23 protein-coding genes are annotated in these 21099 nt (G+C 36.6%); 5 read left to right on the top strand and 18 right to left on the bottom strand.

Annotated features, from left to right (window positions below; genetic code table 11):
* The first annotated feature begins 70 nt into the window (after positions 1–70).
* Positions 71–496, top strand: a complete 426-nt coding sequence (locus B8977_RS10150) for a hypothetical protein (protein WP_084017601.1) — start codon at positions 71–73, stop codon at positions 494–496.
* On the opposite strand, the gene B8977_RS10145 is transcribed toward B8977_RS10150, so the two are convergent.
* Positions 488–838 carry an MmcQ/YjbR family DNA-binding protein gene (locus tag B8977_RS10145; protein ID WP_084017600.1) on the bottom strand — a complete coding sequence of 117 codons (351 nt, stop codon included), beginning with the start codon at positions 836–838 and terminating at the stop codon, positions 488–490. The genes B8977_RS10150 and B8977_RS10145 overlap by 9 nt on opposite strands.
* 116 nt (positions 839–954) lie before the next feature.
* On the opposite strand from B8977_RS10145, the gene B8977_RS10140 reads away from it, so the two are divergent.
* Both B8977_RS10140 and B8977_RS10130 read left to right on the top strand, forming a co-directional pair.
* Positions 955–1821 (top strand): sigma-70 family RNA polymerase sigma factor, encoded by an 867-nt coding sequence (locus B8977_RS10140; protein ID WP_084017599.1) that lies wholly within the window; start codon positions 955–957, stop codon positions 1819–1821.
* A gap of 120 nt (positions 1822–1941) precedes the next feature.
* Complete coding sequence (locus B8977_RS10130) at positions 1942–2664, top strand: class I SAM-dependent methyltransferase (RefSeq protein ID WP_245828525.1); 723 nt, start codon at positions 1942–1944, stop codon at positions 2662–2664.
* Positions 2665–2835: 171 nt separating this feature from the next.
* Here the strand turns inward: B8977_RS10130 and B8977_RS10125 are convergent, their stop codons facing one another.
* A complete protein-coding gene (locus tag B8977_RS10125) occupies positions 2836–3336 on the bottom strand; it encodes a hypothetical protein (RefSeq protein WP_143736447.1) in 501 nt (166 codons plus the stop codon).
* Between the two features lie 2 nt (positions 3337–3338).
* Positions 3339–4547, bottom strand: a complete 1209-nt coding sequence (locus B8977_RS10120; protein WP_084017596.1) for a hypothetical protein — start codon at positions 4545–4547, stop codon at positions 3339–3341.
* Between the two features lie 462 nt (positions 4548–5009).
* Between B8977_RS10120 and B8977_RS10115 the strand changes: the two genes are divergently transcribed.
* Together B8977_RS10115 and rpe are read left to right on the top strand one after the other, a co-directional pair.
* The gene (locus tag B8977_RS10115) at positions 5010–5351 is read left to right on the top strand and encodes a helix-turn-helix transcriptional regulator (protein ID WP_084017595.1); all 342 of its coding nucleotides are present in this window, start codon (positions 5010–5012) and stop codon (positions 5349–5351) included.
* A gap of 163 nt (positions 5352–5514) precedes the next feature.
* A complete protein-coding gene (gene rpe, locus B8977_RS10110; RefSeq protein WP_084017594.1) occupies positions 5515–6162 on the top strand; it encodes a ribulose-phosphate 3-epimerase in 648 nt (215 codons plus the stop codon).
* Here the strand turns inward: rpe and B8977_RS10105 are convergent.
* The 15 genes from B8977_RS10105 to B8977_RS10035 all read right to left on the bottom strand — a co-directional run bounded on the left by B8977_RS10105 (position 6120) and on the right by B8977_RS10035 (position 20895).
* Positions 6120–7094: a YheT family hydrolase gene (locus tag B8977_RS10105; protein ID WP_084017593.1), complete on the bottom strand. Its 975-nt coding sequence runs from the start codon at positions 7092–7094 to the stop codon at positions 6120–6122. The genes rpe and B8977_RS10105 overlap by 43 nt on opposite strands.
* A complete protein-coding gene (locus B8977_RS10100; RefSeq protein ID WP_084017592.1) occupies positions 7094–7390 on the bottom strand; it encodes a DciA family protein in 297 nt (98 codons plus the stop codon). The genes B8977_RS10105 and B8977_RS10100 overlap by 1 nt, the downstream gene beginning before the upstream one ends.
* Entirely contained in the window at positions 7387–8466 is a 1080-nt protein-coding gene (gene recF / locus B8977_RS10095; RefSeq protein WP_084017591.1) for a DNA replication/repair protein RecF, read from the bottom strand. Before recF ends, B8977_RS10100 begins: the two co-directional genes overlap by 4 nt.
* A gap of 259 nt (positions 8467–8725) precedes the next feature.
* Positions 8726–10393 carry a T9SS type B sorting domain-containing protein gene (locus B8977_RS10090; RefSeq protein ID WP_159447481.1) on the bottom strand — a complete coding sequence of 556 codons (1668 nt, stop codon included), beginning with the start codon at positions 10391–10393 and terminating at the stop codon, positions 8726–8728.
* Between the two features lie 152 nt (positions 10394–10545).
* Positions 10546–11490 carry a PorP/SprF family type IX secretion system membrane protein gene (locus B8977_RS10085; RefSeq protein WP_084017589.1) on the bottom strand — a complete coding sequence of 315 codons (945 nt, stop codon included), beginning with the start codon at positions 11488–11490 and terminating at the stop codon, positions 10546–10548.
* A gap of 83 nt (positions 11491–11573) precedes the next feature.
* Positions 11574–14573 carry a T9SS type B sorting domain-containing protein gene (locus tag B8977_RS10080; RefSeq protein ID WP_084017588.1) on the bottom strand — a complete coding sequence of 1000 codons (3000 nt, stop codon included), beginning with the start codon at positions 14571–14573 and terminating at the stop codon, positions 11574–11576.
* A 271-nt stretch (positions 14574–14844) separates the two neighbouring features.
* Complete coding sequence (gene atpG, locus B8977_RS10075; protein WP_084017587.1) at positions 14845–15711, bottom strand: ATP synthase F1 subunit gamma; 867 nt, start codon at positions 15709–15711, stop codon at positions 14845–14847.
* A gap of 113 nt (positions 15712–15824) precedes the next feature.
* A complete protein-coding gene (gene atpA, locus B8977_RS10070; RefSeq protein WP_084017586.1) occupies positions 15825–17405 on the bottom strand; it encodes a F0F1 ATP synthase subunit alpha in 1581 nt (526 codons plus the stop codon).
* A gap of 84 nt (positions 17406–17489) precedes the next feature.
* A complete protein-coding gene (gene atpH, locus B8977_RS10065; protein WP_084017585.1) occupies positions 17490–18050 on the bottom strand; it encodes an ATP synthase F1 subunit delta in 561 nt (186 codons plus the stop codon).
* 3 nt (positions 18051–18053) lie between these two features.
* A complete protein-coding gene (locus tag B8977_RS10060) occupies positions 18054–18554 on the bottom strand; it encodes a F0F1 ATP synthase subunit B (protein WP_084017584.1) in 501 nt (166 codons plus the stop codon).
* A gap of 81 nt (positions 18555–18635) precedes the next feature.
* The gene (gene atpE, locus B8977_RS10055; protein ID WP_084017583.1) at positions 18636–18836 is read right to left on the bottom strand and encodes an ATP synthase F0 subunit C; all 201 of its coding nucleotides are present in this window, start codon (positions 18834–18836) and stop codon (positions 18636–18638) included.
* A 33-nt stretch (positions 18837–18869) separates the two neighbouring features.
* Entirely contained in the window at positions 18870–19988 is a 1119-nt protein-coding gene (atpB, locus tag B8977_RS10050; protein WP_084017582.1) for a F0F1 ATP synthase subunit A, read from the bottom strand.
* Positions 19989–20026: 38 nt separating this feature from the next.
* Positions 20027–20425, bottom strand: coding sequence for a hypothetical protein (locus tag B8977_RS10045; protein WP_084017581.1), 399 nt, complete (start codon positions 20423–20425; stop codon positions 20027–20029).
* Between the two features lie 31 nt (positions 20426–20456).
* Positions 20457–20678, bottom strand: coding sequence for an AtpZ/AtpI family protein (locus B8977_RS10040; RefSeq protein WP_084017580.1), 222 nt, complete (start codon positions 20676–20678; stop codon positions 20457–20459).
* 43 nt (positions 20679–20721) lie between these two features.
* Entirely contained in the window at positions 20722–20895 is a 174-nt protein-coding gene (locus tag B8977_RS10035) for a type II toxin-antitoxin system YafQ family toxin (RefSeq protein ID WP_262494082.1), read from the bottom strand.
* Positions 20896–21099: the final 204 nt, after the last annotated feature.

Here is a 21099-nt window from a genome sequence, read left to right as displayed (position 1 = left end):
TTTTCAATTCTGATTAAATTTAAAATCTAATAAAAATTGTTTTCATTACTTTTGTGGCAAACTGCCTAATTTGTCTGAAAAGAAAAGAAATAAAGAAAGTCGTAAGTGGAAACGCTTCTATTGGTTGATGGTATTTTCCATCTTTGCCGCTTTGATATTGATGGTTCGATTTGTCTTGAACACCTCTAAAATCTATGTTGACAAAGCAATGCCCATCAATCCTTACTACATCGAATGGAAAGTTGAAAATGATGGATTGTTAAGGTTAAACGATCCTTATTACCTTCAGACGAAACATAGATTTATCCGGGATAACCTAGATAAATTAAAATTGGACACTGCTATCTACAATCCTTTGATTGTTCATTCCAAAACAGGCGGAACGCTTATCGACATCGAACAGCCTTACCTTCTTTGGAAAAAAGCAAACAACGATACGATTCATGTTTTGAAGAATAACATTTTGCTCAATTTCAAGTATACGACCTTAGATTAGATTTTCTCTTTTGCTTTTAGGGAGTGATTTTACAACCAATTCATAAGAATGGTCAATTAATTTCTTCAATAATTTTTCAGGTAAACTTCCTTCGAAATCAACAGTGTTCCAATGTTTTTTGTTCATGTGGTAGCCCGGTTTTACTTCTTCGTGGGATTCACGCAATTCTTCTGCATAACCAGGATCACACTTTAAATTTACTTTGAAATTTACTTCATCCAAACCCGTCAGCGCAAAAACTTTCCCGGCTACTTTGAAAACCAGCGTTTCCGGACCAAAAGGAAATTCTTCTGTAACAGCAGGTTTTTCGAGACAAAAGATTCTAAATTCTTCTATGTTCATCATTTAAAATTAGAGTTCAAAACTACTGACTTTTAATTAATTTAATATATTATGTAACATTTTACATTGTTTTTACGTATATAGTTTATTACACTTAAAATAGAGAGTTATACAGAATGCGACAGCTGAAAATTACTAAGCAGGTAACCAACAGGGAAACTGCATCATTAGACAAGTATCTACAGGAAATCGGGAAAGTTGACCTGATCACAGCAGACGAAGAAGTAGAATTAGCACAAAGAATCAAAGCCGGAGATAGAGTTGCTTTAGAAAAATTAACTAAAGCCAACTTGCGTTTTGTGGTTTCTGTTGCAAAACAATACCAGAATCAAGGTTTGAGCTTACCCGATTTGATCAACGAAGGAAACTTAGGTTTGATCAAAGCTGCACAACGTTTCGATGAGACGCGTGGTTTTAAATTCATTTCTTACGCAGTTTGGTGGATTCGTCAGTCTATTTTACAGGCTTTGGCGGAACAATCACGTATCGTACGTTTACCATTGAATAAAATCGGTTCGATCAATAAAATCAACAAAGCTTACGCTTCATTGGAGCAGGAACATGAACGTGCGCCGTCAGCAGAGGAAATTTCTGAACTTTTGGATATGTCTGAAAGTGACGTAAAAGAGTCGATGAAAAACTCGGGTCGTCACGTATCGATGGATGCACCGTTGGTGGAAGGTGAGGATTCTAACTTGTACGATGTATTAAACACAGGTGAATCTCCAAGTCCGGACGGATTGTTGATGACAGAATCTTTGCGCATCGAAATCGAACGTGCATTGCAGACTTTGACACCGAGAGAAGCGGATTTGATTCGTCTTTATTTTGGATTAAACGGAGCACACCCGATGACTTTGGAAGAAATAGGAGAAACTTTTGACCTGACACGTGAACGCGTTCGCCAGATCAAAGAAAAAGCAATCCGCAGATTGAAACATACTTCAAGAAGTAAGATTTTGAAATCTTATATCGGAAAATAATTGATTGTATAAAGTATTTTTATATAATGTATAAAGTAACTCCTGCTGATTTTTAGCGGGAGTTTTTATTTTGTGAACATTTTTATTCGTGCAATAAGTCTCTTTATTTTCCTGATAAAAATGTTCACAAACATCACACATGTTTATCATTCAATAAATTATTTCAAATATATTTACTTAAAATCATTCCCGATGGATTACGCAGAGAAAAAGAGCGAATATTATACTTATCCCCGGTATGACATGCTGCGATATGTGCCGCAAGATATTTCGAAAGTCCTAGAAATAGGTTGCGGCAATGGTGTTTTCATAAAGTTGATAAAAGAAAATCTGAAACGAGATATAGAAAGTTGGGGCATAGAGCTGATGGAAGAATACGCCGAAGAAGCTCGCTCTATCATTGACAATGTACAAGTTGGAAAATGTGAGGAACTGATTCCCAATTTACCGGATAATTATTTCGATCTGATTATTTTCAATGATGTACTGGAACATCTCCTCGACCCTAAATCGGTTTTAATGGATCTGAAAGGAAAGCTGACCAATAAAGGAAAGATCATCTGTTCCATACCCAACATGAGATACCATGAAAACTTGTTCGGTTTGGTATTCAAAAGCCATTGGGAGTACGAAGACTCGGGAATTATGGATTTCACGCACCTCAAATTCTACACTCATAAAAGCATAAAAAAACTGTTTTCCGATTCAGGATACAACATAGACCACTTTGAGGGAATATCTAAAACAAAATCACTCAAGCCTTATTTATTCAGGCTTCTTCTTTTCTTTGGTGGAAGTGATATTTTCTACAAACAATTTGCAGTAGTAGCCTCGAAACGGTAAATTTTCATAATTTCTACTAAGTCAACCAATCCACAGATTGAAACATACTTCAAGAAGTAAGATTTTGAACTCTTATATCGGGAAATAATCCTGTAAAAGTTTCAAAGTATAAAGTTTATAAATTCCGCCCGTTCTAAGAACGGGCGGAATTTTTTGGGCATCTGTTTTATTTTATTCTTTCAAAAATCTCAATCTCTCTCCAGAATCAGGATCTCCGAAAAAATGCCAAATCTGATATACAGTGTCTTTTTTATAAATACTCAAACCTGATTGAACAGATTTATCATCATAGATAAGGTCTAAACTTGTAATATTGTAATCAGGCATTTGGAGGCGGTGGATTTTCCAATAACCATTCGTTAAAACATTATCTAATATAGCAACTGTATCAGGTGTATTATTAGTTAAAAAAAACTTATTAGCATCAGAATCAAATAAATGTTTTGAATTATTCATTTCAAAAGTACTATCACTTTTAAAAGTGATGTAAATACTATCAAAACTATCTTTACCTGAAAGATATTTGTAAGAAAATTTATCGAGTTTCCATATTCCCACAAGATTTTCTTCTGTAAAATTAATATTCTTTCTCTGAATATCGCCCTCTGCAAAAGCTCCATGACATGATAGTAGCAATGAAATGAATCCTAATAAAATGAATTTTATTCTCATAATTAATTTATAATTTCTGTCCAAGACCAATTCTGAGTAAAATTCCCGCCTAATCTTATATCAGTAGTTATATGCCTGTAGGTATTAGGGAAAATTCCATCATGGCCATTAATTCCATCATTATCAATTCTGAATCTTGTTGCAGATTCCCAGCCTGAAGTGTTAGAAACTTCAAAATAAAGTTGATACCCATTTGAAATTTGAGTTGTGGTAATTTTTGTACTATAACTACCTAAAAATGCTGTTACAAAATTCCCGTTTTGCATTCCATCATAAAACTCACCTTGACCATAACTCCACTCATGATTAACTATGGGATTACTTAAAAATGTACCTGTTTGTATCCTCAAGATTGCTTCTGCTCTTGCCTGATTTACTCCTTCTTGATTCTTTAATTGATTTGTAGTAACTTTTAGCCCGTTAATATTTATTGGATGAGGGCCTAATTCAAATAACCACATATTAAATAAATCCGCAAAACTACAAGTATCAGGATTTTTATTAACAAGATAAGATACACCATTGCTTAATCCCTGCAAAAAAGTATTAACAAATGTCCTAGAGCTTGGGTATTGACTAACCAATGTCGAAAATTTCTTAAAAATTTTATGAGTATATTCAGCTGTCGTTGTAATACCACCAGCAATGGCCTGTTTTAATTTCTGTAATGGGTCTCCCTCTTCTTCACAAAATATAACAAAATCAATTGCAAAATTAATGGATTGATCCGAATAATTATTATTAACTAAGTGGGTATATAATTGCGAACGAAGTAACGCATTTTGGGGTTGATTTAACCATTGAAGTTGCTGTGGTGATAACAGATTAAGAAATGTATTATAGGAAGCACCGCCTCCACCGCCGCCGCCATCTGCAGGTGGAAACCCGATAGGGCCCGTTGGTATTCCACCACCTCCGGTCCCTCCACCAGTACCCCCTCCACCGGTTCCATTTCCTGACCCACCGCCTCCTGATGAACCTCCGCCACCTCCACATGGTACTTCAATCAATCCCCAACCATATTCACATTCTGTATCATCACATGAAACCGTGAATATTATCACCTCATAACAGGTCATACTTTTACCCCATGCTTCAGGCTCTATTTCCTCTCCAATAGCAGTTCTAGTAGTATGATTTTCAAAATCTATCCCATCCGGATAATGAATCAGATAAGTTTGTACATTATCCCCCCTTACTTTTACAAGCACATTGCGAAACCCTTCAATAGTATCGTGTTCGTTAACCCAAAAAGTGTAAGTAGTAAGCTCTGGAGTTATAATTTGATTAACTCTTGTAGTATCAATTTCCCAATGAATGCTATCCGTATTCTTATTAGAAACATCAGATTGGTGTCCTTGGAAATATTTTTGAATATTTTTTATTTTTTGCTTAGTTCCTTCTGCATTGAGAAATTCACTAAAGCTAATTTGTCTTTGATTCCATCCGTTATCTTGATTCTCCTTTAACTGTAAAAAAGAATCATCATTATTACATGAAATAGAATGTGAAAAGCACCATAAGACACAGCGTCAAAAAATAAGCTGATTTTTTCATAAATTGTTGATTAGGTTTTGTGAAATTAATTAAATTTTATAATACGGCAAATTTTGTAAACTGCATTTTCCCATCCAATTAAATATTTAATAACTTTAACCAAATTTTTTATAGCTATGGAAATCGGGTACAAGATCAGACAGTTAAGAGAAGAGCGTAAAATCTCCCAGGAAGAGCTTGCACACCTCTTGGGTGTCACGCAGGCTACCATCTCAAACATAGAAAGCGGAAAAAGCAAGCCTGATATTTACCTGATGGATACTATTGCTAAAAATTTTGACAAGGACATTTATGATTTTCTGACAGAAGACAGAGTAATTATTAATCACGCCGATAATCAAAGTATTGCTTATAATGAAGGAGTGGTGAATATGATTTCCGAGAAACTGATCGAGCAATACGAAAAACGTATAGAAGAACTTACCAGACGTATTTCAGAGCTCGAAAGCAAAAAATAAGATTCTTCGCTTGAGATTCCTCTCCATCTCGGAAATCAAAGATTATCTCTTTCCAGTCGATGAATTTTATTTCGGCGAAGCCAATGACAAAAAATACTGTTACTGCTTCCCGATACTTGCTACCTGCAGTCAATTAATTATCTTTGCTCAAACAAACAAAATTATGCCGATTGTAGCTCCTTCTATTTTAGCCGCCGACTTTGGAAACCTTGCACGTGATGTGGAAATGATCAATAAAAGTGAAGCCGAATGGTTTCATCTCGATGTGATGGATGGCGTTTTCGTTCCGAATATTTCTTACGGAATGCCTGTCATCAAAGCGATTGATGATTTGACCGATAAAATTTTGGATGTACATTTGATGATTGTGCAACCTGAACGGTACATCAAAGATTTTAAGGAAGTTGGAGCAGATGTTTTGACAGTTCATTACGAAGCTTGCACGCATTTGCACAGAACGATTCAAGCCATCAAAGATGAGGGAATGAAAGCTGGAGTGGCGCTCAACCCACACACACCCGTTCATGTTTTGGAAGATGTCATCCGTGATATTGATTTACTTTTGATCATGAGTGTAAATCCCGGATTTGGCGGACAGAAATTCATACAGCATACTTATGAAAAATTGACGCAGGCGAGTTTACTTATTGAACAAAAAAATGCAGATACTTTGATCGAAATTGATGGTGGCGTTTCTCCAGGAAATGCGGCTCAACTGGTTCAGTTAGGGGCTGATGTTTTGGTTGCTGGAAATGCAGTTTTTGCAGCTCAAAATCCTTTGGAAGTTATTTCCGGATTGAAGAATTCGTAAGCCCTCATTTCTGCCCAGGAGTATTTTGTTTTAATTAATGGAAATGCGCAATGCCCACCTTTCTGCGGTGTTTCCAAGAAAATATTTTTGCTGTTTTTAGCAAAGTCAACCGGATAGCATTCTTTTCCCAAAAAAGGATCATCCCAAGCATTGATTATCAAAGTCGGAATTTTTATTTTGTCCAAAACATAGATCGGTGATGCCTTTCGGTAATATTCCTCTTTGTCTTTGTAACCGTGCAATGGCGCGGTAAAAAGTCCGTCAACTTCATCAAAAGTTTTGATTAATTTGATTTTGGAATGGTCAATCAAATCAGGAAATTGTTTGGCTTTTGTTTTTAATTTTCTTGAAATTTTGTAGGTAAAATTTTTTAAATAAACCCTGTTAAATCCATTTTTGAGCTGATCAGAACTCGATTTCAAACTAAGCGGTGCTGAAATTGCAACGGCAGCTTTGATTTTTTCATCTGTTTTAATTTGACCTAAATAATTTAAAGTCAATGCACCACCCATTGAAAATCCCATCAGATAAATTTCCTCAAAACCTTCTGCAATTACATGTTTTACCACCTCATCCAAATCATCAACTGTTCCGTGGTGATACATCCTCACCAGACGATTCATCTCTCCGCCGCAAGTGCGGTAATTCCATGCAAAAACCGAATAATCTTTTGACAAAAAATATTCCGCGCATGTATTCATATAAGTTCTGCGCGAATCACCTTCCAAACCGTGGCATAAAATGATTGCTTTTTTGTCATTTTTTTTCTGAAAATCTAAATTTAAGAAATCTCCGTCGCTCAATTCTAACTTAATTCTTTGGTAATCCGGGGAACGAAACTGTTTCAATTTCGCCATATAGATGGTCGAAAAATGCGGATTTCGAGAGAGGAATCCAAAAGCTTTGTATTTAGAATTTTCAATCCAAGGCATCAGTTAAACTTTACGTCTTTTAAATATTCTTTTCCGATCTCTTCATTGATGTGTGCGATGATTTTACTTTTACCGTATTGCAATTCGTTTCGGAGCTCAGGCGAATTGATTCTGATGAAAAGAACTTGTTTCTGAACAGAAATGCTTTCCACGTATTTCATGATGTAAGCACCCATCATTTCCACAAAAATTTCTTCAATTTGAACTGAAAGGATTTTGTCTTCCATTCCTAAATCGGAAATCATGTGTTTGATGGCATCGCCTAGTGATAGCTGATTATCTTTCCTTTTCATCATAATCGGAAAATTTTACTTTCGGAATTAATTCTTTTCACCACATTTCCGGTACGTTCCGGGTGTGTATCGGTAATAAAAATCTGTCCGAAACGTTCTTCATTGACCAATTTGATTAATTGCTCCACGCGTGTTTCATCCAATTTATCAAAAATATCATCGAGCAAAAGCAATGGCGTAATGCCCAAAGTTTTTTTCATTAATTCCAATTGAGCGAGTTTGAGCGCAATCAGGTAGGATTTTTGCTGTCCTTGCGAACCGAATTTTTTTATGGGATAATTAATAATTTCAAAACTCAAATCGTCTTTGTGGATTCCCTGTGTTGAATATTGTGCCAAACGGTCTTTGGATAAATTTTCTTTAAGTAAGTTTTGGAATGAATTTTCACTTAACTGAGATTGGTAAACGATATTTACTTTTTCGTTTCCTTGTGAAATGAATTGGTAATATTCCTGAAAAATAGGGAGAAATTCTTCAATGAATTTGTTTCTTTCCTTGTAAATTTCATTTCCGAGTGAAATGAGTCCGTCGTCATAAATTTCAAGTGAAACCACATCGAAAGTATTGTTTTGCACAAAATATTTCAAGAGAGAATTTCGCTGAACGACTACGCGGTTGTAACGCATGAGATTATTGAGGTATTCTTTATTGGACTGCGAAATAATATTGTCTATAAAACGTCTTCTGGTATCGCTTCCATCTTTGATCAAATCGCTGTCGTAAGGAGAAATCATGACCAGCGGATACTGGCCAATGTGTTCCGAAATGCGGTCGTAAGTCTTGGAGTTTTTTTTCAGAACCTTACTTTTTGCATTTTGGACTGCACAAAAAATGACATCTTCGTTTTCATTTTTCTGGAAATTTCCTTCGAGCGAAAAGAAATCTGAATCGAAATTGATGTTCTGAGCATCTGAATAATTGAGATAGCTTTTTGTGAGTGCCATGTAATGAATAGCATCTAAAACATTGGTTTTACCAACGCCATTACTTCCCACAAAAGCATTGATTTTGGGAGAAAATTCCCAATCGGATTCTGTGAAATTTTTAAAATTGCGGAGCTTTAACCATTCGAGGTGCATGAAGCAAAATTAAGGAATATATGTTGGGTTTGTGATTCTTTTTATGAATTATAAAACTAATATTTACCACATCATAAAGAAGACTTGAAGTTTCAGCAGTTTTAGGATTTCTCCCGCGTCCGTGATGTGGAGGGCGGCGAGGAACGAGCCGGTCCAGAGAGGAACCTCGGGACGGAAGTGAAGCGTACCCCGCAGCAGCGCGATGAGATACCAAATTAATTCAGCAAAGTGCAAGTATAAGTATTGAGGTTAATTAAATTTACATTCCTTTTTCAGAACGCGATTTCACAGTAATGGTACCTGAATAAGTCCTATCGTTTGCTATTTTGAGGATATACCAATAATCTTGTGTGGGAGCTTTTTTTCCGTTTTTGAAGAATCCATTCCAGATTTCATTTGAATTCAAATGACTTTCATAGACATTTCTGCCGTGACGGTCAAAAATTGATATTTGGGAATTGGGATAATTTTCGACTCCTTTGATACGCCAAGTATCGTTGATGCCGTCACCATTTGGGGTAAATAAAGTAGGAATATTGAATACCGAAAATGATTTGGATGCGATGCAACCATCTGCTGAACGGGCATAAGCCGTATAATCGCCTGATGGCAAATCATAAAAATAGTTATCTGACTGCCAAGTGCTACCGTCTATGGAATATTGATAAGGCTCTTCGCCACCCGATGCCCGAATCATGATATAATCTACGCCTACCTCAATGTTTGAAATAACAAATCCGTTTCCTTCGGAAACCATAACGGAATCTGTTCCGATACATCCCAATGAAGAGTATGCAGTCACAACATAAGTACCGTGCTGTGAAATAAGAAGTGAATCTGAGGTTGCTTCGGTAATGATTTCTCCATTTAATTGCCACTGGAAAGTCATTTCTCCCAATATGTCATATTCTAAATTGATCCATGCTTCGCCGCTGCAAAGACTGAAATCTTCGCCTGCATTTATTTCAAAAGCATCAAATAAAACGGTAACGCCATCCTCTTGAGAGCAGGTTTCGCTGATTGCATTTATAGAATAAAATCCTGATTCGCTGACAGTGAGCAGGTTTGAATTTGCGCCGGGAATTGAGTTTCCATCTTTGTACCACTGTAACTGCAGACTGGGATTGTCCGAATCTATATACAAAGTATATGAATCTACACCGCAGATGTACTTGTTTTCTCCGACATCAATGCCTTGTTCATCAACTATATTTAATCCTAAATTAAATGAACCTGCTTCTAGAAAAACAGCTGAATCATAGCGTTCATCTCCAGAATCTGAGACTAATAAACGGATGTGGTAAGTTTGTCCGGGAATTACTTCTGCAAATGCAGTCAGTGGCGTCGTCCTGCCGTCGTAGCCGATGTCCTGAAAATCTCCCCCCACATAGTAGGTATCGTCACCACATTCCTGATCGTTTACATTGTTAATAGTAACAGGATTTCCATTGGGTAACAAAGCTATATTTTTACCCGACAATCCGGGGTCGTTTACAATTCCGGGACCGCTGATGATGAATCCGAAGACATCGTTGTACTGGCTGCATGCCCATTCGGGATATTCTTCCGAAGCAAAGATGTAATTGAATGAAATGGTATTTCCCTGCGGAACGAAGTCAAATTCAAAGACAGTTGAATTGTACGTAATCACTCCAGCTAAAGCCTCTGCATCTGCATCGCCGAGCCATGTCCTGTTTCCTTTTGAAAGAGTTTCTTGTTCGCTCGGACCAATGGCATCTATAGCGAATCCTGAAGTCAGGACTATTCCTTTTTCAAATGGAAAATCAGAATTTCCTCTTTCAAAATATCCCCAGCTTCTTGTAGGATTTGGGAATGGCGCTGAAGTATTGTCTTTAAGCTGAAAATTTGAGATGCCCGAACATTCTCCGCCCTCTAACAAAATTTCCTTGACCAATTGTGAGGGCAAAAGATTTGAGTTGGAGTTTGCAGGTGGATTGACAAAAATCGTTTGTGCAAACGAACATTTCGAAATTAATGTTAAGATTAAAATTAAATAGAAATTATACCTTTTTAGGAAACTTAACATTGAATGAATTTAGCCCTTAAAAATAGGACTTCCTATTTAAACTGAGGGTTAAAAAAGTTTTCTATATCAAATCCTAAAACTCCCGTAAATCCGTTGTTTCCTTCGTTGTTCATATCGCTCAAACCAATGTTGTAAGAAAATGCCAAATGCATTCTTCCAATTTCGGCACCGATTGCCGGAGAAACGCTTAATGATTCGTTTCCATCATTGAAGAAATCCATTCTGTAATTTGCTCCCAACCAAACAGCATTGTTATCAAATTTTGCTTTGGCTCTCAAATTGGCATCCAAACGGCTGTCTTTGTCGAAATTTGAACGGTAAGCAACCATAGGTTCTAGTTCAAATTGCTCCGAAACGTTGATGGTTTTCCCTAACATTCCATAATAGAAAGTCGGCGAAGGTTCGTATTGATTTACAATTGGCGAGTTGTAGCTCAAAGCGATGTCCAACACAGAAACTCCGATCATCCAGCCTTTGTAAGTAGCCGATGCGCCAAAGTTGATGTAAGGAACGTAAACTCTGTTTTCCATGTCGTTGTAAATCGGGTCGTTCGGCTGTTCAGTCACCCCACCGAAACGCATACCTGCAAAGCTCAATGATGTACCGAAAGAAAACTGACCTGCTTGTCTGTTTTTTTGGTCACCAATCGGAATGTGGTAAGCGGCTGAAAGGTTGAAGCTATTGGTTTTGGTATTTCCATTTACATCATTCATAAAATACATACCCAAACCTACACGGTCTACTATGTTTGCGTGTGCGCTCACAAGAGTAGTTACCGGACTGTTTGGCATATTGTCCCATTGCCTTCTGTGTGATGCTCTGAAAACGATGTCATCTGAAGCACCGGTAAATGATGGGTTGACGAGGAATTTATCCATGATGAAATACTGTTCATCAAACGGTAGGCTTGATTGTGCAACAGCGCAAAATGAGATTAAACTCAGTGTCAAAGTAAGAAATATGTTTTGTTTTTTCATTTTAGTAGTAATTTATATCTGCTAAAAAATATTTTAATTATTGTGAAAACTTCAGGGAATGAACTTCCCCGAAGTTTTATTGATTAATTTTTTTCTCCACGGCTTTTTACAGTTACGTGACCTGTAAATTTACGTCCGTCAGATACATTGATAATGTACCAATAATCCTGAGTCGGTGCTTTTTGCCCATTCATAAAGAATCCGTTCCAAATCTGATTTGATGTAATTTCAGACTGATAAACCAACCTTCCTTGTCTGTCATAAATCACGATGTTGGATTGCGGATAGATATCAAATCCAGGAATGTTCCAAGTATCGTTTATACCATCACCGTTTGGTGTAAACATGGTTGGAATCTGGAAAATCACAAATTCCTGAGATACTATACAACCTTCCGCTGTTCTAACATACACTGTATGAGTTCCCGGCTGTAAATAATTGAACTGATTGCTGTTTTGCCAAACCACTCCTGTAATTGAGTACTGATAAGGCTGCACACCACCGGTAGCTTCTACGATTACATAATCAGGACCTACATTTACTGCTGTAATTACTGGAGCTTCACCTGGTAACACATTGATTGTGTCAGTTCCTGAACAACCTTCAGCTGTATTTACAGTTACTGTATATTCGCCTGGCTGAGTAATGGTCAATGTATCTGTTGTAGCTCCCTGAATTACATCTCCATTGAATTGCCATGTAAATGTAACTCCCGTAAAGTTTGAGAAGTCACCTGCAGCGGTTACTGTAAATTCACCTTCACACATAGTAAAGTTTTCACCTAAGTCTACTTCCAATCCGCTTACCTCAATGTTAATCTCAACAACATCAAAACATCCTCCAGCATTTTCAATTCTTACATAAACTGTAGTCGTTCCTGTAACATAATTTGCAGGTGTAGGGATGAAACTTGCGTTTCCGTCGATTGCATCCTGTTCTGTTTCGTAATAAGTAAGTGTATATGTATTCTGATTTGGAATTAAATTATACGAAGTTAAGTTTACAGTTTCGGTTCCATCTAATCCTGCATCACAATAAGAATCGCTTACACTTTGTGCACCTGTAACACCTTCACTTATACTTAGAGTAATTGTATATATTTCCACTACTTCTCCTAGGTCATCTTTTACTTGTGCATAAATAACATCGGGAGAACTTGTGTTCGTTACTGTATAAGGTGTGTTGACAATATTATTTCCAGTATCATTTGTAGCGTCAGCTTCTGTTGAATAGAAAGTAACGTTTAAGAAATCATCACCATTAACTATGTCTTCCGCAATCGGATTTAAATCAAAAATCACTTCTCCATCTTGATCATCATCACATTGAGCGTAATCTAATTCCCCTAAGATTGTACAATCAAGGATAGCATCACCTCCAAATGATAAGTTAAAACCACCTCCTGAATTAAACTTATAGATGGCAATGATGATTTCATCACCCGGCTGTACATCCAAATGCCTTACAAAACCTTCTACTAATCCTCCACCAGCTGCACCTTCACATAAATCGGTTTCATCCAACATCAAACCTGTTTCATAACTTCCGAAGGGCGCATCGTAAGATGCTCTGGTTGCTTGTGTGTTTGTCAGGTCATTACAATCCGGAGCATTCTGCCAAAGCATGAAATCATAGTCATTGTTGGTATCTGGAGCAATTGTAAAAGTAAAAGTTGTTCCTTCTTCAATTCTCAAATAATAGAAAGCTATGTCTGTATTGGTAAAACTGACACAACTTGCATTTAATTGAATCGCTTCAGGAAGAGGTACTACATCTTCATTAATATCATCGTTTGAACAAATAGGTATAAAATTACAAGGGTTATTCACTTGGTTTAATCTCAAATTAACTGATGCAACCGCTGAACAACCAGAAGCGCTAATCACTCTTACATAAACTGTAGTTCCGTTTGCCGCTTGATAAGTTGTAGGACTTGCTATAAAATTATTATTTCCAGCATTTGCATCGGATTCTTGTTCATAATATAAGAAAGTAAGTCCGGTTGGATCCGCTACTAAACTTGATTGAATCGAAGTTAAATCAAAAGTTCCCGTACCGCTTCCTTCTACTTGTATCACAAAAGGTCCATTTTCTAACTGAATCCCTGGGTTCAAGGTTAAACTAACAGCGATAATTTCAACGATTACTCCGCCTTGATTTTTAACCTGAGCATAAATCAGTGTTGGAGAATTTGAAACTGCTAGAGTATAAGGAGAACTTAGCAAATTATTTGCTGTGTCATCTGTAGCATCTTCTTCTGTTGAATAAAATTTAAATTGCAAAGTAGCATCTCCTTCTGCTAAATCAACAGCTATCGAATTCAAATCAAATTGTACCTCTCCATTATTATCATTGTCACATTCTTCATAAAAAGCTTCTCCCAAGATTGAACAATCCAAAACAGAATCTCCACCAAAAGAAAGTTCAAAACCTGGAGCATTATCTGAATATTTATCAACTGCGATAACGATTATATCTCCTGGCTGAACATCAAAATGACTTACAAATCCATCACCAAAGGCTGTCTCACAAGTATCAGACGCACTTAATGCCAAACCTGTATCATAATCTCCCCCTGGCGCAGCATAAGAAGCCCGATCGGCTATCCCTAAATTATTACAATCCGCAGGGTTTAACCATGCAGCAAAGTCATAATCGTCATCTCCCTCCGGTGATATAACAAAAGTAAAAGTAGTTCCCGATTGGATTTGTACATAATACCAGGTCACGTCATCACTTTCGAGAATTTGACAGCTAGATTCAATCGTGCCCATTGGATTACCAACAGGAGCATCACCCGAGAAAGTTTCGTTTGAACACACAGGCGTGAAATCACATGGAATCTGATCAGGTGCGTTTACAACACTTGAAGGTTTCATGAATCCGTCAAAACTATCTTTAAATAATTCTTTAGGAAATTTAAAATCCGTAGTGTTTTTGAAGTCTAATGCAGTCGAGTTAAATCCTAACCCTGCATTATTGTTTAATTTTTCATTTTTAGATAGACTTGCCTGATTGATAATCAGCAAAGTTCCGAAAACTAAAAGTGGAATAAATTTAATAATCCGTAAAGTTCTTTCCATATATACTTATCGTTTTATTTAAAATCTAATTTATGTAAATTTAAATTTAATTCAATTTTAACGATTTATTAGCATTTATGCAATTCTTTTTCATAAAATTAATTTTCTTATTACTAATTTGGTTTGCTTTTACATAGTGAAATTCATGTATAGCCCTCAATTAAGCTATAATTATGCTCAATTTGGAATGGATTTAAAATATATTTCGCAAATAAAAAAAGAGACGGACAAAAATGCCAGTCTCTTTCAAAATTATTTTATTTATTGAATATTAATTATTCAAAGCTTCTGCTCCACCTACGATTTCTAGGATTTCGTTAGTAATTGCAGCTTGACGTTCTTTGTTGTATTGCAACACCAACGCTCTTCTCATAGAGTCGGCATTGTCAGTCGCTTTGTGCATCGCCGTCATACGTGCTCCATGCTCAGATGCATTGGAATCCAAAATGGCTTTGTACAATTGGGTTTTCAAAGTCTGAGGAATCAAATCTTTTACGATTTCTTCTTTTGAAGGTTCAAAAATGTAGTCAATTGAAGGAGCTGTTTGTTCGCCCGATTCAATCTGTACCGGCAAATACTGTTCGTCAACGATGACTTGAGTAGCTGCGTTTTTGAATTGATTGTAAACGATTCTTACTTGATCAAATTCACCAGCGATGAATTTTTCCGTTATTTCTTCAGAAATTGTGGCTACGTCATCAAAATTCAAATTGTCCCAAAGAGAAGAACTGTTTTTGTAAATCGTTGATTGCTTGCGCAACAAATCAAAACCTTTTTTCCCTACTGTCAATAGTTCAACTTCTGCACCTGAAGTTTTGGCATCGGTTAAAAGCAAACTTGCCTTTTTAATCACATTTGAATTAAATGCGCCTGCCAAACCTCTGTTGGAAGTCACTACTATGAGCAATAATTTTTTAACTTCTCTTTGCTCAGTCAACTTCCCACCTGCATCTGCATCAAGTGTTGAACTGATGTTTTGAAGTATGTCTCTTAATTTGTCTGCGTAAGGACGAAGCTGCACGATAGCATCTTGGGCACGTTTCAACTTTGCGGCAGATACCATTTTCATGGCACTTGTAATCTGCATCGTTGAACCTACCGATGAAATCCTGCTTCGTATTTCTTTTAAATTTGCCATACTTTTAAAGTAAAGACTTTATTGGTTTAAATTATAAATTTTGAATTTTAAATGAATTCTTGAAATTGATTCTAAAATCCATTTTCAAATCTTCAAATTATCTAACTTTCAAATTAATTTGCGTATTGTGCTACACTGTCCGTGATGATAGTTTTCAATTGGTCAACAATTGTATCATCGTATTTTCCTTGACGAAGTGAACTCAATAAATCAGCATGTTTGTTTCTTAATAATGATAAGAAATTTTCTTGCCATTCTTTCACTTTCGCTACCGGAATCGTTCTCAACAAACCGTGTGTACCTGCATAAATAATTGCTACTTGTTCTTCAACCGGAATCGGTGAGTTTACATTTTGTTTCAAAATCTCCACGTTTCTTTCTCCTTTCCCGATTACAGACATAGTTGCTGCGTCTAAGTCAGAACCGAATTTAGCAAAAGCTTCTAATTCGCGGTACTGTGCCTGGTCTAATTTAAGCGTACCAGAAACTTTTTTCATTGGTTTTGTCTGTGCATTACCACCCACACGCGATACCGAAATACCTACGTTGATTGCCGGACGGATACCAGAGTTGAACAAGTCTGATTCCAAGAAAATCTGACCGTCAGTGATGGAAATCACGTTCGTCGGGATGTATGCAGAAACGTCACCTGCTTGTGTTTCGATGATAGGCAATGCCGTCAAAGACCCACCTCCTTTTACTTTACCTTGCAAAGATGCAGGCAAGTCATTCATTTCAGCAGCTACTTTATCATCACCGATGATTTTTGCAGCACGCTCCAACAAACGAGAGTGAAGGTAGAAAACGTCTCCAGGATAAGCTTCACGTCCCGGTGGGCGACGAAGCAACAAAGATACCTCACGGTATGCAACTGCTTGTTTAGACAAATCATCATAAACAATCAGTGCAGGACGACCTGTATCACGGAAATATTCTCCGATTGCCGCTCCAGCCATTGGTGCATAAACCTGCATTGGTGCAGGGTCAGATGCATTCGCTGCAACGATTACTGTATATTTATCAGCTCCGTGAGCTGCTAATGTATTCATGATTTGGGCAACGGTAGAACCTTTTTGTCCAACTGCAACATAAATACAGAAAACAGGTTCACCTCTGTCATAAAATTCTTTCTGGTTCAAAATAGCATCAATCGCCACTGAAGTTTTTCCAGTCTGACGGTCACCGATTATCAACTCACGTTGTCCTCTACCTACCGGAATCATCGAGTCGATAGAAATGATACCTGTCTGCAAAGGCTCACTTACCGGTTGTCTGTAGATAACCCCTGGAGCTTTGCGTTCAATTGGCATTTCGAATAATTCACCTTCCAACGGACCTTTTCCATCGATAGGGTTACCCAACATATCCACAACGCGACCTAACATCCCTTCACCTACGCGGATAGATGTGATGCGGTTTGTTCTCTTTACGGTGTCTCCTTCTTTGATTTCTTTGGATTGACCCAACAATACAACACCTACGTTGTCTTCTTCAAGGTTCAATACCATTCCTTCCAATCCGTTAGAAAACTCTACCAACTCACCCATTTGAGCATTGTCTAATCCGTAAACACGGGCAATACCGTCTCCAACACTTAGTACTGTTCCTACTTCAGACAATTCAACATTTACGTCGAAGTTGGAAAGTTGTTGTTTTAATATCGCTGATACTTCAGCCGGTTTAATTTCTGCCATTTTACTTTTGTTTAAAGTTTAATGTTTCAAGTTTAATGTTACTTGCAACTTTTTATTAATTAATCTAACTTCTGAAATCTAACTTCAGATTTTAGGAATGTATTCGTTTTTGTCAAATTGCTTCTTCAATCGGGTCAATTTACTTCTTACGCTGCTGTCAACTTGTTTGTCACCAACACGCAAAATAAATCCTCCAATCAAATTCGGGTCAACTCTATTCTCAATTTCATAAGAATATTCGGCACCCATTGTTTGTTTTGCCTGATCCACAATCTCCTGTACCATCGCATCGTCCAATTTAACGGCTGACACCACTTCTGCGATGCGGATGTTATTTAATTTATTGTATAAATCATTGTACTCCACGGCAATTTCTTTCATACCGCTTCCTCTTCCCTGATTGATTACCAATTGGATGAAATTTTGTGTAGGCTGAGAAAAATCTTTGAAAATTTCTTTTGCGATCACATTTTTTCTTTTGGCATCCAAAACCGGAGAGTTTAGGAATTGTACCAATTCACGGTTATCAGTCAAGGCATTTTTCAAATCGACCATTTCCTGGTTGATTTGCTGTGCCTGATTGATTTCTACTGCGAACTGCATCAATCCTTTGGCGTATCGTTTTGCTGCACGAAATCCTGCCATGATTTAGTTTAATTTAGCTTCGTTAATCATTTCTTTTGCCAATGCTTCTTGTGCTGATTTGTCGCTCAATTCTTTCTTAAGCACTTTTTCAGCAACTTCGATAGAAAGCTGTGCAATCTGATTTTTCAATTCAGTCATCGCTGCTGCTTTTTCGTTTTGGATAGCTGCTTTTGCATTTTCCACTAAACGATCTGCTTCAATTTGCGCAGTTTCTTTTGCTTTTCCAACGATTCCGTCACGCATTTCTCTTGCTTCTTTCAAAATGGCATCACGCTCGATTTTTGCCTCTTTTAAAATCTTGTCATTTTCAGATTTCAAGAAAGCCATTTCTTCTCGTGCTTTTTTTGCTTCGTTCAAAGCCGTTTCGATTGATTTTTCTCTTTCGTTAACTGCACCTAAAATTGGTTTCCATGCAAATTTTCTCAATAAGAAAAGAAACAACAAGAACAAGATTACTTGCCAAAAAAACAATCCAAATGAAAAATCATTTATTAATTTCTCCATTATATTTTTAATTTATCTTATTTAATACTTTTTAAGAATAAAACCCACTGCAACCAACCGTTGACAGTGGATTCTAAATTTTTAGCCTTCAGTTACTGCGAATAATGCAGCAAATCCGATACCTTCAATTAACGCTGCTGCAATCAACATCGCTGTTTGAATTTTACCTGCAGCTTCAGGTTGTCTTGCGATACCTTCCATCGCACCTTTACCGATCATACCGATACCAACACCGACACCGATAACAGCTAAACCTGCTCCTACAATTCTTGGAATTTCCATAAGTATATATTTAAATAATTAAACAATTTCTAATTAATGCGCTTCTTCGTGGTCGTGATGATGTTCCTGTACTGCAAATCCGAAATACAATGATGCTAACATTGTAAAGATGTAAGCTTGCAATAATGCCACAAAGAATTCTATTATAAAAATCACAAAAGCAAGTACGAAAGAGAATGAACTCATTCCTATACTTCTCTCAATGAAAATAATCCCCAACAATCCCATCATAACATAGTGACCTGCTGTAATGTTTGCATACAAACGAATCATCAATGAAAATGGTTTGATAAAAATCCCTAAGATCTCAATTGGAATCAACAAAATGTACAAAGGAATTTTTGCAATCCAAGGCATAGTATTTCCCAATGGATCAAAAATATGCAACCAATAAGTTTTCCCTCCTTTTGCCAAAGTAATGATCAAAACGATCAAAGCCAATGCAAAAGTAACCGCAACACTTCCTGTGACATTTGCTGCTAATGGAGATATACCCAACATATTCAAAAACCAAACGAAGAAAAATACCGTAAGCAAAAAGCCCATGAATTTTTTGTAATGTTTTTCTCCGATGTTTGGAATTGCGATTTCATCTTTTACATATAATACAATCGGCTCTAAGAAGCTTGAAACTCCTTTAGGAACCATTGATTTTCTATATCCTTTTGCCATTGCTCCGAAAAGCAATAACAAAATAACTCCTGTCAAAATGATGTTGAATACGTTTTTAGTAATTGAAAAATCCAAAGGTTTTTCATTCATAGCGTGGTGGTGCTCATCATAATTGATGGTTCCTTGCGCATCAGTTTTATAAATTTTGTTGTGATACAATTTGTAGAAAATTCCGTCTTTTTCAACCAATTTCTTACCATGATCAAATTCAGATGAACTGAAAACCTTCAATCCATTATCAATTAGGATAACCGGAAGCGGAAAGCCATAATAAACTCCTTTTTCTTTGTCACCGAAAATCCCATAGAAATGAGAATCTTGTAAGTGATGCTCTATATCAGCCTGAATTTCAGTTCTACGCTGCGCCTTCTCATCAACATGAGTTGCTGCTTCTGGTGCATGAGGATTTTCCGCCATAGAAAACGAAAAAGCGAATATTAAAAGAATGAAAGTAAAGAATTTACCTATCGGGGTTTTCATTTAACTCAATTTTGGGTGCAAAAGTAAACCTAATTTTATTAATTCGGAAACGTATTTTTCTGCTTTTTATCATTTTCCGCTTGTTTTAAAAGTTTAACCAGAAAAACTGTAATCAAAACTAAACTAATAAGATACAAAACTACGAAACTAAATTTAAATTCAGAATCGCCCAACTGCTCTTGTCTGTCCATGAAAATCTTTGCAACAAATAGTTTCAAACCCATTACGAACAGAAATAAAAACCCGATATAGTTTTTGGCAATCATATTCAATTGAACCACGATTGCAAGTACAAGCGCGAGGATGAAAGTGGTAAATTTATAAATCGGCATGAAGTCCGTTTCAGATTCTAATACGAAACGCATAAATGCAAAATGCAGTGCTTCGATTCCCATAAAATACAATACGTAATAAAATGCGGTAATGAAATCTTTCATCTATAAATCATAATTTTAAATCAAATGAATGTCATTTGATATTTTTTAATTGCTTCAAAATTAAATAAAGAGAAATGCCCAATCCAACCAAAGTGCCTAACAAAGTGTAATAATTTGTTGCTGACGAATTCCAATTTTCATCTGCCTTTCTACCAAGCCAGATGAAGACCAACATAATCGCCATCATCTGAAAAGCTATGCTTGTCAGCTGCAGGTATTTATTGACCGGTTTGTTTTTGCGTTCTTCTGACATGTTTTTCTTAATGAAATAATTCTGCAAAAGTAATTGATTTAAATCAAAACAATTCTGAATGAGAGCCTAAACGAATTTCTTGCGTCGGTTCGTCAATCTGTAACCAGATGATTAACAAATCAGGCTGTATCTGGCATTCTAACATACTTTTGTAATTCCCTTTTAATTTGTGAGGATTCATTTCGGGAGGAATTGCGGAAACGCCACCCCTTTTCAACAATCCTATTCAAATATTCACAAAGAGACTCCCCTGTCTAATCTTATTTTTCCCTCCATATGATCCTGAACTTGCTAAATCGCAGCCAATGCCACAGCATTTGGCGCTCTAAAACCAAAGCTATACCAAAGCAAAGTTTCTATATAATTGTTGACGCTTCTGTTTTCCGCTTTTGCATTTCCCTAAAGATGTTTGTATAGATTT

This window comes from Moheibacter sediminis (assembly GCF_900176425.1).
Lineage (GTDB): Bacteria > Bacteroidota > Bacteroidia > Flavobacteriales > Weeksellaceae > Moheibacter > Moheibacter sediminis.
The sequence above is the reverse complement of the archived record's forward strand: the minus strand, read 5'-3'. Positions and strand labels throughout refer to the sequence as shown.

What these genes read in the sequence shown, in the direction of transcription:
- rpe (WP_084017594.1), top strand. Translation starts at nt 5,515, where the DNA reads ATGCCGATTGTAGCTCCTTCTATTTTAGCCGCCGACTTTGGAAACCTT.
- B8977_RS10125 (WP_143736447.1), bottom strand. Translation starts at nt 3,336, where the DNA reads ATGAGAATAAAATTCATTTTATTAGGATTCATTTCATTGCTACTATCA.
- atpE (WP_084017583.1), bottom strand. Translation starts at nt 18,836, where the DNA reads ATGGAAATTCCAAGAATTGTAGGAGCAGGTTTAGCTGTTATCGGTGTC.
- atpH (WP_084017585.1), bottom strand. Translation starts at nt 18,050, where the DNA reads ATGGCAGGATTTCGTGCAGCAAAACGATACGCCAAAGGATTGATGCAG.
- recF (WP_084017591.1), bottom strand. Translation starts at nt 8,466, where the DNA reads ATGCACCTCGAATGGTTAAAGCTCCGCAATTTTAAAAATTTCACAGAA.
- atpA (WP_084017586.1), bottom strand. Translation starts at nt 17,405, where the DNA reads ATGGCAGAAATTAAACCGGCTGAAGTATCAGCGATATTAAAACAACAA.
- B8977_RS10060 (WP_084017584.1), bottom strand. Translation starts at nt 18,554, where the DNA reads ATGGAGAAATTAATAAATGATTTTTCATTTGGATTGTTTTTTTGGCAA.
- B8977_RS10085 (WP_084017589.1), bottom strand. Translation starts at nt 11,490, where the DNA reads ATGAAAAAACAAAACATATTTCTTACTTTGACACTGAGTTTAATCTCA.
- B8977_RS10140 (WP_084017599.1), top strand. Translation starts at nt 955, where the DNA reads ATGCGACAGCTGAAAATTACTAAGCAGGTAACCAACAGGGAAACTGCA.
- B8977_RS10115 (WP_084017595.1), top strand. Translation starts at nt 5,010, where the DNA reads ATGGAAATCGGGTACAAGATCAGACAGTTAAGAGAAGAGCGTAAAATC.
- B8977_RS10040 (WP_084017580.1), bottom strand. Translation starts at nt 20,678, where the DNA reads ATGTCAGAAGAACGCAAAAACAAACCGGTCAATAAATACCTGCAGCTG.
- B8977_RS10100 (WP_084017592.1), bottom strand. Translation starts at nt 7,390, where the DNA reads ATGATGAAAAGGAAAGATAATCAGCTATCACTAGGCGATGCCATCAAA.
- B8977_RS10080 (WP_084017588.1), bottom strand. Translation starts at nt 14,573, where the DNA reads ATGGAAAGAACTTTACGGATTATTAAATTTATTCCACTTTTAGTTTTC.
- B8977_RS10045 (WP_084017581.1), bottom strand. Translation starts at nt 20,425, where the DNA reads ATGAAAGATTTCATTACCGCATTTTATTACGTATTGTATTTTATGGGA.
- atpG (WP_084017587.1), bottom strand. Translation starts at nt 15,711, where the DNA reads ATGGCAAATTTAAAAGAAATACGAAGCAGGATTTCATCGGTAGGTTCA.
- B8977_RS10105 (WP_084017593.1), bottom strand. Translation starts at nt 7,094, where the DNA reads ATGCCTTGGATTGAAAATTCTAAATACAAAGCTTTTGGATTCCTCTCT.
- B8977_RS10145 (WP_084017600.1), bottom strand. Translation starts at nt 838, where the DNA reads ATGAACATAGAAGAATTTAGAATCTTTTGTCTCGAAAAACCTGCTGTT.
- atpB (WP_084017582.1), bottom strand. Translation starts at nt 19,988, where the DNA reads ATGAAAACCCCGATAGGTAAATTCTTTACTTTCATTCTTTTAATATTC.
- B8977_RS10130 (WP_245828525.1), top strand. Translation starts at nt 1,942, where the DNA reads ATGTTCACAAACATCACACATGTTTATCATTCAATAAATTATTTCAAA.